This window comes from uncultured Pontibacter sp., from assembly GCF_947499215.1.
GTDB lineage: Bacteria > Bacteroidota > Bacteroidia > Cytophagales > Hymenobacteraceae > Pontibacter.
In genome coordinates, this window is record NZ_CANMNI010000001.1 from 1062291 (window position 1) to 1076694 (window position 14404).

Annotated in this window: 15 protein-coding genes; 9 read left to right on the forward strand and 6 right to left on the reverse strand. The window is 51.0% G+C overall.

Annotation, left to right across the window (positions count from 1 at the left end):
• The first annotated feature begins 138 nt into the window (after positions 1-138).
• The 5 genes from Q1A04_RS04615 (at position 139) to Q1A04_RS04635 (ending at position 3575) form a co-directional block, all read left to right on the forward strand.
• Positions 139-999 (forward strand): transketolase, encoded by an 861-nt coding sequence (locus Q1A04_RS04615; protein ID WP_299701852.1) that lies wholly within the window; start codon positions 139-141, stop codon positions 997-999.
• 11 nt (positions 1000-1010) lie between these two features.
• The gene (locus Q1A04_RS04620) at positions 1011-1964 is read left to right on the forward strand and encodes a transketolase family protein (RefSeq protein ID WP_299701854.1); all 954 of its coding nucleotides are present in this window, start codon (positions 1011-1013) and stop codon (positions 1962-1964) included.
• A gap of 133 nt (positions 1965-2097) precedes the next feature.
• Positions 2098-2637, forward strand: a complete 540-nt coding sequence (locus Q1A04_RS04625) for an RNA polymerase sigma factor (RefSeq protein ID WP_299701856.1) — start codon at positions 2098-2100, stop codon at positions 2635-2637.
• Positions 2638-2680: 43 nt separating this feature from the next.
• Complete coding sequence (locus tag Q1A04_RS04630) at positions 2681-3115, forward strand: hypothetical protein (RefSeq protein ID WP_299701858.1); 435 nt, start codon at positions 2681-2683, stop codon at positions 3113-3115.
• A 7-nt stretch (positions 3116-3122) separates the two neighbouring features.
• Complete coding sequence (locus Q1A04_RS04635; RefSeq protein WP_299701860.1) at positions 3123-3575, forward strand: hypothetical protein; 453 nt, start codon at positions 3123-3125, stop codon at positions 3573-3575.
• Between the two features lie 108 nt (positions 3576-3683).
• Here the strand turns inward: Q1A04_RS04635 and pepE are convergent, their stop codons facing one another.
• The 3 genes from pepE to Q1A04_RS04650 form a co-directional block, all read right to left on the reverse strand.
• The gene (gene pepE / locus Q1A04_RS04640) at positions 3684-4418 is read right to left on the reverse strand and encodes a dipeptidase PepE (protein WP_299701862.1); all 735 of its coding nucleotides are present in this window, start codon (positions 4416-4418) and stop codon (positions 3684-3686) included.
• Between the two features lie 184 nt (positions 4419-4602).
• Positions 4603-4851: a hypothetical protein gene (locus Q1A04_RS04645; protein WP_299701865.1), complete on the reverse strand. Its 249-nt coding sequence runs from the start codon at positions 4849-4851 to the stop codon at positions 4603-4605.
• Between the two features lie 84 nt (positions 4852-4935).
• Complete coding sequence (locus Q1A04_RS04650) at positions 4936-5196, reverse strand: hypothetical protein (RefSeq protein WP_299701868.1); 261 nt, start codon at positions 5194-5196, stop codon at positions 4936-4938.
• 309 nt (positions 5197-5505) lie between these two features.
• On the opposite strand from Q1A04_RS04650, the gene Q1A04_RS04655 reads away from it, so the two are divergent.
• The gene (locus tag Q1A04_RS04655) at positions 5506-6588 is read left to right on the forward strand and encodes an MBL fold metallo-hydrolase (RefSeq protein WP_299701871.1); all 1083 of its coding nucleotides are present in this window, start codon (positions 5506-5508) and stop codon (positions 6586-6588) included.
• 65 nt (positions 6589-6653) lie between these two features.
• On the opposite strand, the gene Q1A04_RS04660 is transcribed toward Q1A04_RS04655, so the two are convergent.
• The 3 genes from Q1A04_RS04660 to Q1A04_RS04670 form a co-directional block, all read right to left on the reverse strand.
• Positions 6654-6830, reverse strand: coding sequence for a hypothetical protein (locus Q1A04_RS04660; protein WP_299701874.1), 177 nt, complete (start codon positions 6828-6830; stop codon positions 6654-6656).
• A 101-nt stretch (positions 6831-6931) separates the two neighbouring features.
• A complete protein-coding gene (locus Q1A04_RS04665) occupies positions 6932-7825 on the reverse strand; it encodes a DUF4249 domain-containing protein (protein ID WP_299701877.1) in 894 nt (297 codons plus the stop codon).
• A gap of 29 nt (positions 7826-7854) precedes the next feature.
• On the reverse strand, positions 7855-10218 hold the full coding sequence (locus Q1A04_RS04670; protein WP_299701880.1) for a carboxypeptidase-like regulatory domain-containing protein: 2364 nt from the start codon (positions 10216-10218) through the stop codon (positions 7855-7857).
• 278 nt (positions 10219-10496) lie between these two features.
• On the opposite strand from Q1A04_RS04670, the gene Q1A04_RS04675 reads away from it, so the two are divergent.
• The 3 genes from Q1A04_RS04675 to Q1A04_RS04685 all read left to right on the forward strand — a co-directional run bounded on the left by Q1A04_RS04675 (position 10497) and on the right by Q1A04_RS04685 (position 14402).
• Positions 10497-11306: an SDR family oxidoreductase gene (locus Q1A04_RS04675; protein ID WP_299701883.1), complete on the forward strand. Its 810-nt coding sequence runs from the start codon at positions 10497-10499 to the stop codon at positions 11304-11306.
• 25 nt (positions 11307-11331) lie between these two features.
• Entirely contained in the window at positions 11332-12522 is a 1191-nt protein-coding gene (locus Q1A04_RS04680; RefSeq protein ID WP_299701886.1) for an aspartate aminotransferase family protein, read from the forward strand.
• A 119-nt stretch (positions 12523-12641) separates the two neighbouring features.
• A complete protein-coding gene (locus Q1A04_RS04685) occupies positions 12642-14402 on the forward strand; it encodes an SLC13 family permease (RefSeq protein ID WP_299701889.1) in 1761 nt (586 codons plus the stop codon).
• Positions 14403-14404 lie beyond the last annotated feature (2 nt).

Here is a 14404-nt window from a genome sequence, read left to right on the forward strand (position 1 = left end):
GCTGCGTTTTTTAGTTTATATATTTGTACTTCTTATTCGCATTCAGGTATAACAAGTAACGGGGCAGCCCGAAACAGCAAACCTAAGCCCTAGATCAACAAGTAAACAATTTAACAATCAATAATTAATTTCTATATCGTGAACCCACACAACAAAAGCATCGACGAGCTTAAGGAGATTGCGGCACAGGTTCGCCGTGACATCGTGCGCATGGTGCATGCGGTAAACTCCGGTCACCCGGGCGGCTCGCTCGGCTGCACGGACTATTTCGTGTCGCTGTACTTCCGCCTGATGAACTACAAAGCGCAACCGTTTGACATGAATGGCGAAGGCGAAGACTTGTTCTTCCTTTCCAATGGACACATCTCTCCGGTATGGTACAGTGTGTTGGCTCGCGCTGGCTTCTTTGAAGTATCAGAACTGGCTACCTTCCGCAAGATCAACTCAAGGCTGCAAGGCCACCCGGCTACTGAAGAAGGCCTTCCGGGCATCCGTGTAGCGTCTGGCTCACTCGGTCAAGGCTTGTCAGTGGCAGTAGGTGCTGCACAGACCAAGAAGCTGAACAAAGACAGCAACTTGGTGTACGTGCTGATGGGCGACGGCGAGCTGGGTGAAGGTCAGGTATGGGAAGCGGCCATGTACGCGGCCCACAACAAAGTGGACAACCTGATTGCAACCGTGGACCGCAACTACCAGCAGATTGATGGTGGCACCGAAGAGGTTCTATCGTTGGGCGACCTGCGTGCCAAGTTCGAAGCATTCGGCTGGCATGTACTGGAGGCGGATGGCAACAACTTTGAGCTGTTGCTGCCTGCGTTGGAAGACGCTAAGAAGGCTACCGGCAACGGCAAGCCAGTGATGGTCCTGATGAACACGGAGATGGGCTTCGGAGTGGACTTCATGATGGGCTCACACAAGTGGCACGGCGTAGCGCCGAATGATGAGCAGTTGGAGATCGCACTTCAGCAGTTGGCAGTAAGAGAGGCTTCTGATTACTAAGCAAAAGAGAAATGAAAGAATTTAAATATACAGAGAAAAAAGACACCCGTTCTGGTTTTGGCGCTGGCTTACTGGAGCTTGGCCGCACTAACGAGAATGTAGTAGCCCTTTGCGCTGACCTAACAGGCTCACTTAAAATGGATGCCTTCGAGAAAGAGTTTCCGGAGCGTTTCTTTCAAGTAGGTATAGCCGAGGCCAACATGATGGGTCTGGCAGCCGGTATGACCATCGGTGGCAAGATTCCTTTCACAGGCACGTTTGCTAACTTCTCGACGGGCCGTGTGTACGACCAGATTCGTCAGTCGATCGCCTATTCGGGTAAGAACGTGAAAATATGCGCTTCGCACGCCGGTTTGACGCTCGGTGAGGACGGTGCTACGCACCAGATTCTGGAAGATGTGGGCATGATGAAAATGCTGCCGCACATGACCGTGATCAACCCATGCGACTTTAACCAGACCAAAGCCGCTACCATCGCGATTGCTGAGCACGAAGGTCCGGTATACCTGCGTTTCGGTCGTCCGGCCGTTCCTAACTTCACACCTGCTGACCAGAAGTTCGAGATCGGTAAAGCCGTGATGCTGAACGAAGGTACAGACGTAACCATTCTGGCCACTGGTCACTTGGTTTGGAAAGCCATCGAAGCGGGTCACAAACTGGCTGAAAAAGGCATCAACGCCGAGGTTATCAACATCCACACCATCAAGCCGCTGGACGACGAGGCTATCTTGAAATCTGCTGGTAAGACCAAGTGTGTGGTGACAGCTGAAGAGCATCAGTTGAACGGTGGTCTGGGTGACGCAGTAGCGCAGCTGCTGGGTCGTAACCTGCCTACTCCGCTGGAGATGGTGGCTGTAAACGATTCGTTCGGCGAGTCTGGCACGCCAGACCAGTTGATGGAAAAGTACGGACTGAGCACCGAGAATATCGTGGCTGCCGCTGAGCGTGTGATTCGCCGCAAGTAATACAAAGGGCTATACCTTAGCTTTTTTATAAAAACGGAAGGGGCTGTACTGTTAAAGTGCAGTCCCTTCTGTTTTTATGCATTATATTGCATATTCAGACAGGTATAACCGCCCTGCCCCTGCTACCTAATACGTGGAAGACAAAGATATTTTAGAGAAATTCGCCAACCCCGACAGCCGTAATCTGGCCTTCAACCAGCTGATTCGGAAGTACCAGCAGAAAATCTACTGGCACATCCGGAAGATGGTGATCGACCACGACGATGCCGACGATCTCACGCAGGAGGTGTTTATCAAGGTATGGAAGAATCTGGAGAATTTCCGGCAGGACGCGCAGCTTTATACTTGGCTTTACCGTATCGCCACCAACGAGTGCCTTACCTTTCTGTCGAGCAAGCGCAAAAAATTCTTTCTGCCCATAAACGACGTGGCCGCCGAGCTCACCGAAAAGATTGATTCGTCGCCTCATATTGATGGAGATGAGATACAGCTCAAACTGCAAAAAGCTTTGCTGAGGCTGCCTGACAAGCAAAGGCTGGTCTTTAACATGAAGTATTACGACGAGCTCAAGTACGAGGAGATATCTGAGATTCTGGGCACCTCGGTAGGTGCTTTAAAGGCCTCTTATCACCACGCCGTAAAAAAAATTGAAGAATTTATTAAACAAGATTAAACTATAGTGCTCTACCGCTATCTAACTGATAAGTACATTAACCATGAAAAACGATTTTAAACTAAGCGACCTGCCCAAGCGCAACATCTACGAGGTGCCTGACAAGTACTTCGACAGACTGCCTGCTCAGATCATGGAGCGCACTGCCGGCGCCGGGTATAGCCCTGCCCCTTGGTCTGCAGCTGCTTGGAAGCCACTGCGTATGGCACTGGCCCCGTTGGTACTGCTTTTAGTAGTAGGCGTAGTTTATTTCACACAGTTGCGTGATCAATCTAAAGAGCAAGCTATCCACCTAGCCACAGTGGCCGATGATGATATAATGGATTATCTGAGCACCTACGCAGTGCTGGAGACGGGCGACTTTGCCGAGCTGTCTGTCACTTCAGAGCAGGAGATGACCGCTGATTTCCTCAATGTGAGCGCAACTGCCGCAGAAGAAGAACTCGAATACTACCAAATAGAAACGACTGACTTTTAACACACCCATGAGAAAATACACTTTTATACTTGCCCTTTTTTGCGCCTTCTTCATTGGCAGCTCCGCGGCCATGGCACAGACTGGACGTCCGCAGGATAGAAGAGAGAACGTAGAGGCTGCCAAGGTGGCCTTCCTGACTGACAAGATGGGACTTACTGCCGAGCAGTCACAGAAGTTCTGGCCCCTCTACAACGAGTATGAGGCCAAGCGCCGCGAACTGGTGCGCTCCTACCGCAGCGGTTACCGCCAAGATGTGGACGAGCTGAGCGATCAGGAGGCGAAAGCTCGATTGGACGGCATGTTCAGTACCCGCGAAAAAGAGCTGGAGTTGGAGAAAGAATACGTGGCCCGTTACCAGCGCGTAATCTCCTCAAACCAGATTATCAAACTGTACCGCAGCGAGCGGGAGTTTACAAAACTGCTTCTGAAAAGACTGGAAGCCAATAACAAAGCACAGTAGTTTTTTATAGATAATAATTATAGTGAGAACAGCAAAAGGGCATGGCATCTTGCCTTGTCTTTTTCAACAAAAAGCCCCTGCTTATGGTATAGCAGGGGCTTTTGTATTTTAATAAGCTTCGAGCAGGAAATTGATATCGTCGTTGGGCTTAAACTCCATCGGCTTCTGCCCCTGCAGGAATATCCGGGCAGAATGCGGTCCCAACAGGCTGATCTTCTCCCCCTTCACCCGCAGCATGCTGCCTTCACGCAAACCAACCACCGGCTGACGGTTGTGCACATGAAACTCCTCGATACGGGTCTCGCGGGTCTCGCCCATGTGCGTTGAATTCGGCTCAGGGTCCAGATAGTGCGGGTTGATGTTAAAGGGAACGAGCTGCAGCGCATCAAATGACTTCGGAAACACGATCGGCATGTCGTTGGTAGTGCCAATGGTTTTGCCAGCCACGTTGGTGCCGGCGCTGGTTCCCATGTAAGGCATTCCCTGCTCCACCCGCTTCTGCAACGGTTCGATCAGTTTGTTAGCGTATAGCTGTCGTAAAAGTAAAAAAGTATTACCACCACCGATAAACACAGCCTCCGCCTGCTGCACAGCCGCCACAGGGTCAGCCGCTTCGTGCACGCCGGTTAGTTGCACACCCATCGCCTCGAAAGCTTCGCGCGCTTTGGCTGTATAGTCTTTGTGTGAAATCCCCCCCGGGCGGGCGTAAGGTATAAACAGGATGCTTTTTCTGTCTCCCAGCAGTTCTTTCACCTCGTTCTGGCAGTGTTCGAGGTAGCCTGTGCCGTGTGTGGTAGAGGTACTTACTAACAGGATATCTTTTTTTGGTAGCTGTTTTCTCATTTATTTTTTATTTGGGTGATACGCCATGCGTATACCTGCAAAAGTATCAAAAACTGACAAACCTATCGCCAATCATCTTTTCCAATTCTGATTTTATACCTGTTCAGTATGCCTTCGCGGGATTACTTCAAACCTCCTGAATTAAGGTAGCATAAGTTTTGCCGCACCTGAAGGTGAAATTAGCCTAGGGTTTGACTTTGAGCTTAATGGTTTCCAAATAAGGGTCGAGCGAAGCCTTGTTGGTCAGGGCCCGCACCAGTCCGATCGTTTTGAGGTCGTACAGAAACCACACCTCCACATAGTAGTTGTGAAACCAGTAGAGGTCGATCTTGCACCAGCCTCTGATGATGTGATGAAGGTAGCGCCCCTGATCCAGCACTAGACTGGCCTGCTGTCGGGGCGACAGTGAATTGAACTCCGAAATACTTAACATATAAATCTACTCCATACCTGATAGATAAGAAAAAAGGCTGCCGGGGCAGCCTTTTGGTTAACGAAAATATCAGCGGTTTTGATATTAATTCAAATGAAGGGTGTATAATTCGAACCTAGTGGAGGCGAAACTCCAATGGGAAGAAGATGGATGAATTTCTACACCGTCCTCATCCATAATGGTCACAGCAAAGCCATCACCTTGGTTGAGGGGCTCCGTAAAGTGTTTCACAGGATACACTCTCCCTTCCTCTATCCACTCTTCCGGTTCAAAAGCCGGCATTGTCGCATCTACGCACTTAGCGTACACGGCCATATAGCTTGGGGGAACAAATAAATTTACCATGTGTATGTAACGTTTTCAGAAAGATAAATAATTCCTGCCAATCAGGAAACAATGGCCTCATTAAATTTAGCGAGAACCTCCTGACAATATAACACAAAAAGTGTGCCCTTGTTTATGATGTCACTACCCTGCCAAATAGCGCGTACCATGCCTCCACTGTGTTGTAGTGCCACCTGCAAGCATAAAAAAACTAGTGGAAGAGTCCGTTGCAACTGATTATCTGGCTTTGTCGCAGCCAATTGTCACGGCCGCCGTACTATAGTATTCCGCTCGTGTTGTTGCACAAAAACATATAATTGGTGAATGCCTATGGAAACTCCTTACCGAACTTCAGTACATGAAAACAAACAAGCCTTTCCGGTTGCGCCCGGTGTGTGGGGCCTCAAAACCGTCTTTGTCAACCTGTTCTTTGTCAGCGCACCCGACGGCTCTTGGGTCTTGGTTGACACCGGTGTTTATGGGTCTGCCGACAAGATCCGGAAAGTGGCACAGGAACTTTTCGGGGATGAGCGACCCAAAGCCATCTTGCTCACTCACGGCCACTTTGACCACATCGGGGCAGTAAAAGAACTCGCACAGGACTGGGATGTGCCTGTATATGCGCATCCGCTCGAAATGCCATACCTGACTGGTAAATCTTCCTACCCCCCACCAGATCCGAGCGTGGGCGGTGGCGGCATGGCCTACATGTCATTCCTATACCCAAAAAAACCGATTAACATCCACGAAAACATCGAATTGCTACCGCCTGACGGCTCAGTTCCGGGACTACCCGACTGGCGCTGGGTGCACACGCCCGGACACACAGCCGGACATGTGTCTTTCTTCAGGGAGCGTGACCGCGTGCTGCTTGCCGGCGACGCCTTCATTACCCGCGACGGGGAGTCTATGCTGGCCGTGATGTCGCAGAAGCGAGAAGTACATGGACCGCCGAAGTACTTCACCTCCGACTGGGGCGCTGCTCATCATTCAGTTGAGCGGTTGATGGTCCTAAACCCAAGTATAGCTGCTACGGGTCATGGCCTCCCCATGGAAGGCGAGCAACTGATGCGCCAACTCGAGCAGCTGGTGAAAGACTTCTGGTCCGTAGCAGTGCCCGGGCATGGCCGCTACGTAAACCAACCTGCTATAGCCGATGAGCAAGGCGTGCTCTCAGTACCGCCTTCGGACAACACCATCCCGAAAGTAATGGCGGCCACTGGCCTCGTGGCGTTAGCCGGTGTGGCACTGGTCATGTATGCACGCCAGCAGAACAAGAGCCAGCAGGCACGTAAAGGTGATTGGCGCAATCGCCCTTTTTCGCATAACCGTCCGCTGCAGGGTATACCACCCACAGTACCGGCCACGCTGGACGAAGACGATCCGCACGCGCATACCAACAATTACCCATAGACGAGAAAGGCCGGAAGCAATCACTTCCGGCCTTTCTTATACCTTGTTTGTTTTGTATTCAGTATTTATTTGCCTCTTCCGGAGCCGCTTTTTTTGCCGCCCCCGTCTTGCTTGTTCACAGTTGCCCATGCGCGTTTCTCGGCTTCATCATGGCTCACGCCTTTTTTCTCATAGCTCTCTTCAATGTGCTCTGCTTGGCGCTTTTGCTTGTCCGTGTATGATGATTTATCTCCCTGTGGCATAATATCCTCCTTTTTTTAGTTTGTTCAAAATAATCACCAATCTCGCATTGGCTCCTGCCTTTATACGATTAATTGCCGGAGGAGAACACCAATAGCCAAGGTTATTGAACCATACGCACGACCTTGATCTGGTTATAAGCGGCAAAAACGCCTAAGCCCCCTCTTATATTGGAATAGATTCGCTTTGGCTCCGCAAAAGGATTGTTGCCACTGCGCTCCTGACTGATCACAGATTGATGATAATCGTAATACGCCTTATCTGTAACAGCAAGCACAGCGTATATAGCGAATGGTTTTGACGCGTGATCCTCTTCTGAAGTGGTCAACCCAAAGTTTGGAGACTGCATGATTTGTCCATCCTGTTCAGTATCACGTGCATATATTTTAAAAGGATCGGCGTGAAACGGTTCATGCTGCACAGTTCTAACTGCAGGGTAACCAATATCATGTACGTATGAGCGGTAGCCGGATAGATGATAGTAATTCTCAACGCCGGGGGCATCCTGCCATTTAAAGTTGATTACATGCATTAGCCATGAATAATCATACTGCTCCTGTGTATTGGTCTCATAATGAAGCCCCGTAAAATGAATTCCTTCCAAAGATGGCACTACACACTCGGCTTCCGCCTTCTCACCGGTTGGAGTTGTTACACGCAGAAAATAGGCTTTGCCACTAACAATTGGAAGCGATGCCATAGGTGCGAAATATTTGTTATGTTTTTCGTCATATTCCAATTGCGTTTGCTGAGTCCCATCCGATAAAACAACAGTCGCATTTTTCACCTTCAGCTGCTCCTCGGATAGCTGTTTGCCAATGGCAGGCTGTGTTAGTTTCACCTCCACTGTCAGAATCGTGTCCTGCGGTGATAGGAAGGCGGTAGTCACAAGCATCGGCTTGGTGCTTATATCAAAATTTTCAACGTCTTTCTCGCAGCTCTGCAGGGCGATGGCAGCTATAATCATTACTGCCAGTAAATAGTTTTTCAGTCTCATGATTTTATTTTTAACTGATTCTCTCACCACTAAAATTTAAAACCGTAGCTCACAGAAGGTATAAGCGGGAAGAGGGTGATCTGCTTCAGCTTAGTCTCTGACTCATAAGTCTCCCCATTATGCGTAGTGCGCTCGTCGAGGTAGTAAAAGAATGGGTTTCTTCGATTGTAGGCATTGTAAAAGCTGATCTCCCATGTGCGTTCTCCCCACTTCTTCAACTTGTGAAACTGTATGCCCAAGTCTAAGCGGTGGTAAGGGGCCATGCGATGGCCGTTCATCGGGCCATAGTGCGTGGACTTCATGTTCCAATAGTTAGCGGTTCTTCCGGCTTCATTGCGAGAGGGATTATTGCGCGGCGCCTGCCATGTGCCAATCGGCATGGAAATGGCGTTGCCCGTGCCGTATACCCACGTGCCGGAAAGCGTAATGTTTTTGCGCAGCTCGTAGATTCCGACAAGCGACACGTCATGGCGGCGGTCGTAACGGGCATAGTATTTTTCTCCCGCGTTCAGAGAGTCGAATTGCAGCTGCGTCCACGACAGGGTATAGCCCGCCCATCCTGACAGCCGGCCCACCTTTTTCTGCAGTAGCACCTCTATACCGTAAGACCAGCCTTGCCCCTTCGTAATATTATCCTCCCAGCTTATTTTCTCCGCCGACGTGGGGTCTTCTATCAGCAGGAAACTAGCGCCTTCTTTGTACCCAATAATGTCGTCGGACTTTTTATAATAGCCTTCGACAGTAAGAGCCAGATCACGGTCGAGGAAATCTTTCGCCACCCCGAGCGCTACCTGTCTTGAGCGCTGCGGCGCCACTTTGCTCGTTGTAGGCACCCACAAATCTGTCGGCAGGCCGATGCCCGTGTTGGTGAGCAGGTGCACATATTGGCTCATCTGTGAGAAAGACCCTTTCACGGCTAAATCGGTTCGCAGGCTATAGGAAGCGGAAAGGCGTGGCTCGGGGTTAAAATAGCTTTTCCCCTTCGCATAGAAATGACTCAGGCGCAGACCGCCGTTCAGGCGCAGTCGCTCAAAGGGTTTATAGGTATCCTCTATGTACACCGCTGACTCCAGCACATCAATATTCTCTACTTTGCTTTCCAGCTTATCAATGTCAGAATCTTTTACCACGATAGCACTTGGGCTGAAGCGATGGTAGGTACTAAGCAAACCAGCCCTGATGGAGTGTTGCGGGTTGGGCAGAAAGTCTAGGTCGTATTTCAGCCCGAAGTCCCGGATGCCAGAGGAATAGCGGAGGCTGTACTCAGCATCCTTTGACTTCTCTTCGGTATAGATATTAAATTGATAGCGGCTGAAAATAAGTGAGGCATTGGAAAACAGCCTGTCATTGAAAAGGTGGTTCCAGCGCAGCGTACCGGTGGCATTGCCCCAGTTAAAGCCTGCCTCTTCTACCTCTCCATCGTATTTCTCCTTGTAGGAGAACTTGTCCTCACCGAAATAGCCGCTCAGGTATAACTTGTTCTTCCTGCCAAAGTCATAGTTTAACTTAGTATTAAGGTCATAGAAATAATAGCCGGGACGCTCGTTTTTCGGCATAAAAGGGCGGGCTAAAATATCGGCATATGTGCGTCTGCCAGAGATCAGGAAAGATGATTTCCCTTTTTTGATAGGCCCCTCCAACATAAGACGCGACGACAGCAAGCCAATTCCCCCTTCGCCGTGCAGTTCTTCCTTGTTGCCGTCCTTCATGTTCAGCTCGATCACGGAAGAAAGCCTGCCGCCATACCTTGCCGGGAAGCCTCCTTTGGTCAGCTCGACACTTTTAAGGGCGTCGCCGTTGAAAAGTGAGAAGAAGCCGAACAGGTGGGAGGCATTGTACACCGTGGCGTCATCCAGAATAATCAGGTTCTGGTCCGGCCCACCGCCACGCACATAAATGCCGCTGTTGCCTTCGCTGCCTGACTGCACACCGGGCATGAGTTGCATTACCTTCATCACGTCTTTTTCGCCCAGCAGCGCCGGCAGATTTTTGATCTGAGAAACAGGTATATCGATCGTGCTCATCAATGCCGACTCGCTTACCCGCTCCACGCGCTGTGCCACAATCTCCACCTCTTTGAGGACCGCTTCCGATTGCAGCTCCACATCCATTTCGGTGCTTTGGCGGAGAATCACCTTTTTAGCGACCGGCTTAAAGCCAATGTAGGAGAAGAGCAGCGTGAGAGAGTCCTGCTGAGCCGGTAGCGTTAAAGAGTAAAAGCCATAGGTGTTAGAGGTCGTACCCGTAGAGGTACCGGGTAGGTATACGCTCACCCCGATCAGCGACTCACCGCTGCCTTTTTCGCGCACGTAGCCGCTGATGGTATACTTGGCTTGGGCACAAAGCCCCCCTACACTACTTAAGAGCAGAAAAAACGTAAAGATTGTTCTCATGAGGCTGGAGATAATTTGAATTAATTTACGAAAATACTGACTTCTCTCCAGACAATTAATGTGCCATTTATTAAATATTGGTAATATTTGATAAATGGTCTAAATCTATCGACCAACTCCTTTTGATGGTCTATCAAAAACAAACACACCTAATTTTGTGCTAAGACTGCCGCCATTTCCTCATTTTGATTAGCTTAAACTCCTGCGAGTGTTTCAACTGGGAAAGCAGCAATTCTCAGGCATTTCCGTTATGATTAGAGAACTAAGAAGCGATTGCTATGCAACAGGTACACTATAACTTCGAAGGTAAGACAGCGCTGGTAACAGGCGGGACATCAGGCATTGGTTTGGCCACAGCACAGCTTTTGGTGGAGTCGGGTGCCCAAGTGATCATCACAGGTCGCAACAAAGAAAAAGGGGACGCCGCCCTTGCTTCCCTACCTACTACCCCCTTGCAACCTGTTTACATTCAGACCGACAACAGCAACAACGACACGATCTTTGCGCTTTTCCATGAAATACAAAACAGATTCGGCCGGCTGGATATAGCGGTAAACAATGCTGCCCAAGAAGCAGGTATAGGCAAACCGCTGCATGAGTTTGAGCCACATGAGTACGAGGATGCCATGGGTGCCAACCTGCGCGGGGTCTGGCTTTGCATGAAGCAGGAGATCAAGCTGATGCTCGAACAGAAACCATCTGGAGGAGCTATCGTCAATGTGGCCAGCATCAATGGGCTGGGAGGCGCAGCCATGGGCTCGCTCTACTCAGCAGCCAAAGCTGCTATTATCGCCTTGGCAAAATCCGCCGCGCAGGAAGTGGCAACCTCCAACATCCGCATCAACGTGCTCGCTCCCGGCGCACACCGTACGCCCATGCTGCAAAAAGCCTTTGAGTCACAGGTGAATGGGGACAAAACCAAACTGCCGGAGATTGAGCAGATGTACCTCTCTTACATACCGCAAAAGCGAATCGCAGATCCCAAAGAGGCTGCCTACGCCATACTTTGGCTCTGTTCCGATGCTGCGAGCTACATAACCGGGCAAACCACTATAGTAGACGGAGGCATGAGCGCCATGATGCGATAGCTCCAAAATTGCCTACCTTTGCAGCATGGTATCATTAAGGCAACTGTTTCTGCAGCACCAAGCGCAGACGAGCGACTTTCCGCTGATGATCGAGGTGGAGAAGGCAGAGGGAATTTACATGTACGGCAGCGACGGCCATCGCTACATTGACCTGATTTCAGGTATAGGCGTGAGCAATGTGGGACACCGGCATCCGAAAGTGCTGCGGGCCATACACGAGCAACTGGATCGCTACATGCACCTAATGGTGTATGGCGAGTTTGTGCAGGGGCCGCAAGTGCAGTTGGCGCAGGCACTCTGTAGCACACTGCCTCCTAGACTTAACAATGTATACCTGCTCAACTCCGGCACCGAGGCCGTAGAGGGTGCCATGAAATTGGCCAAGCGCTATACCGGTCGCACAGAGTTTGTCTCCTGCCGCAACGCCTACCATGGCTCTACGCAGGGTGCCCTTTCTGTCAATGGCAGTGAGGGTTTCAAGAACGCCTTCCGGCCACTGCTGCCCGACGTCCGCATCATCAACCACGGCGCTATACCTGACTTGGAGCAGATTACTGAACGCACAGCCGCCATCATCATCGAGACGGTGCAGGGCGAGGCCGGCGTGCGTGTGCCGGAGATTAGCTACATGCAGGCGCTCCGTGCCCGCTGCACCGAGGTGGGCGCGTTGCTTATACTCGACGAGATACAGACCGGCTTCGGGCGTACGGGTACCTTCTGGGCATTTGAGCAGTTCGGCATCGAGCCTGACATCCTCCTCTGTGCCAAAGGTATGGGCGGTGGTATGCCGATCGGGGCCTTTATCGCGCCACAGGAGATCATGGGCGTGTTCAAAAACGACCCGATTCTCGGTCACCTGACAACTTTTGGCGGGCATCCTGTGTCCTGTGCCGCCTCACTGGCTACCCTGCAAACGATACAGGAAGAAAACCTGCTGGCTGGTGTGGAAGAGAAAGCGAATCTCTTCAAGCAACTGTTGGTACACCCACGCATCAAAGGCATCCGCAACCAAGGCCTCATGATGGCCGCTGAGTTTGAGTCGTTTGAGGTACTGAAGGCGGTAATCGATCAGGCTATTCTGAATGGCGTACTGACGGACTGGTTCCTTTTCTGCGACAACTCCATGCGCATCGCCCCGCCCCTCACCATCACTGAGGAGCAGATACGCGAGGCCTGTCAGATCATCCTGACTTCCATTGACGAGGCGCTGGTGTAAAATTAAAAACCCTTCAGATCCGCAAATATTTTCCATAGTGCATTATCGGGCGCGGCTTTGTCACGTAAAAGCCGTTGCTACACCTTCTATTGGGGTGTACTTTCCCCCGAAAACGCTCTATGGAAATAGCCATTGTCCTGACGCTACTTATAATTGCGGTGGTGCTTTTCGCCACCGAAAAGGTGTCTATCGAACTGGTCACCCTGCTCATGCTGATCATATTGGCAGGACTGCGCATTATCACGCCCGAAGAGGCCTTTGCCGGATTCAGCAGTGACTTTATCATCATTATCGCCTCCATCTTTATTTTGAGTGCCGCCCTTGAGGAGACCGGCATACTGGACTTTGCGGTGGTGCGGCTGGTCAGGCTGGCGCAGCGCAGTAACAACCTCATGCTGCTGACCATCATGACGGTGACAGGCGTGGTGTCCGCCTTCATGAACAACACAACCGTTACGGCCATGTTCATTACCCCGCTCGTAGGCCTCTCCAAACGGATTAACATGAGTGCCTCCAAGTTGCTGATGCCATTGGCCTACGCCGCCATTCTGGGTGGCACCTGCACACTCATCGGCACATCTACAAACGTGGCGGTAAGCGGCTACATTGCCAAGGCGGGATTGGAGCCGATAGGGCTTTTTGAGATATCAGGTATAGGTTTCGTCATTTTCGTCGTGGGCATGATTTACATGATGACCATCGGGCAGCGAATGCTACCCAGCCACCACGATCAAGCGCTGGTAGAGGAATACAAGCTCCAGAAGTTTGTCACCGAGGTTATTGTGCAACCTGACTCCCCGCTTATCGGTCAACTGGTTTTTGCCTCTGACCTTACCACCCTCAACCTTCGGATGCTCAATGTTATCCGCAACACTGAGAACTTCCTGCCCGACTTCCGCACACGCATCCGCGAGAATGACATTCTGCTTGTCGAGGGAGATATCGACAACCTGATGAAAGTGAAAGAGACGAAAGGCCTGCAAATCATGGCTGATGCGCTCATCTCCAAAGATCTTCAGACAGAGAATATCAGGCTGGCGGAGATTATGGTTACGCGGCAGTCTAACCTCATTAACCGCACTATAAAAGAGTCAGAGTTTCTGCGGCGTTTTGGCTTGGTGGTGCTGGCCGTTTCTCGCCACGGGGATACGCTGCGCAGTAAAATCGGCAGCATCCGGCTGCGTATGGGCGACGTGCTGCTGGTACAAGGCGCACCGGAGCGTTTCGAGCAGGTCAGAAACTCGAACCACATTGCGGTGCTCGACGAGTTTGAGCCGGTGCTCTATAAAAAGAAGAAAGGCCTGATTGTGATCATCAGCTTTGCGTTGGCCATTCTGGTGGGTACGCTTCAGTTGCTACCTCTTTCCATTGCTTTTCTATCCGCTGCCGTGGCCAGCATTCTGCTGCGTGCCATTAGTTCCGAAAAAGCCTATAGCGCCATCGACTGGCGACTGCTCATACTGATAGGTGGTATGACGGCCTTTGGTTCCGCAATGGAGAATTCCGGAGCGGCCGATTTTCTGGCGCAGGGTATTGTGCAGGTGTTGGAGCCTATCGGGGGGAAATTAGGTATACTGGCGGGCTTCGTGATCCTGACCGTGCTGCTCACACAACCGATGTCGAATGCGGCGGCGGCGCTGGTCGTTATACCTGTCGCGTTAAGGGCAGCCGTCGAACTCAGCGCAGACCCGAGAGCCTTTGCCATCGCCATCATGCTGGGTGCCTCCGTGTCGCTTATCACGCCTTTCGAACCGGCCTGCATACTGGTCTACAGCCCCGGCAAGTACCGTTTCTGGGATTTCATCCGGATCGGCTCACCACTCACCCTTATATTGATTACAGTGATTCTGTTGCTTGTGCCTGTGATTTGGCCGCTGTAGCG

Excerpts from the sequence above, each read along its gene's own strand:
- pepE (WP_299701862.1), bottom strand. The coding sequence starts at position 4,418 with ATGAGAAAACAGCTACCAAAAAAAGATATCCTGTTAGTAAGTACCTCT.
- Q1A04_RS04650 (WP_299701868.1), bottom strand. The coding sequence starts at position 5,196 with ATGGTAAATTTATTTGTTCCCCCAAGCTATATGGCCGTGTACGCTAAG.
- Q1A04_RS04655 (WP_299701871.1), top strand. The coding sequence starts at position 5,506 with ATGGAAACTCCTTACCGAACTTCAGTACATGAAAACAAACAAGCCTTT.
- Q1A04_RS04670 (WP_299701880.1), bottom strand. The coding sequence starts at position 10,218 with ATGAGAACAATCTTTACGTTTTTTCTGCTCTTAAGTAGTGTAGGGGGG.
- Q1A04_RS04620 (WP_299701854.1), top strand. The coding sequence starts at position 1,011 with ATGAAAGAATTTAAATATACAGAGAAAAAAGACACCCGTTCTGGTTTT.
- Q1A04_RS04685 (WP_299701889.1), top strand. The coding sequence starts at position 12,642 with ATGGAAATAGCCATTGTCCTGACGCTACTTATAATTGCGGTGGTGCTT.
- Q1A04_RS04630 (WP_299701858.1), top strand. The coding sequence starts at position 2,681 with ATGAAAAACGATTTTAAACTAAGCGACCTGCCCAAGCGCAACATCTAC.
- Q1A04_RS04680 (WP_299701886.1), top strand. The coding sequence starts at position 11,332 with ATGGTATCATTAAGGCAACTGTTTCTGCAGCACCAAGCGCAGACGAGC.
- Q1A04_RS04665 (WP_299701877.1), bottom strand. The coding sequence starts at position 7,825 with ATGAGACTGAAAAACTATTTACTGGCAGTAATGATTATAGCTGCCATC.
- Q1A04_RS04645 (WP_299701865.1), bottom strand. The coding sequence starts at position 4,851 with ATGTTAAGTATTTCGGAGTTCAATTCACTGTCGCCCCGACAGCAGGCC.
- Q1A04_RS04635 (WP_299701860.1), top strand. The coding sequence starts at position 3,123 with ATGAGAAAATACACTTTTATACTTGCCCTTTTTTGCGCCTTCTTCATT.
- Q1A04_RS04675 (WP_299701883.1), top strand. The coding sequence starts at position 10,497 with ATGCAACAGGTACACTATAACTTCGAAGGTAAGACAGCGCTGGTAACA.
- Q1A04_RS04660 (WP_299701874.1), bottom strand. The coding sequence starts at position 6,830 with ATGCCACAGGGAGATAAATCATCATACACGGACAAGCAAAAGCGCCAA.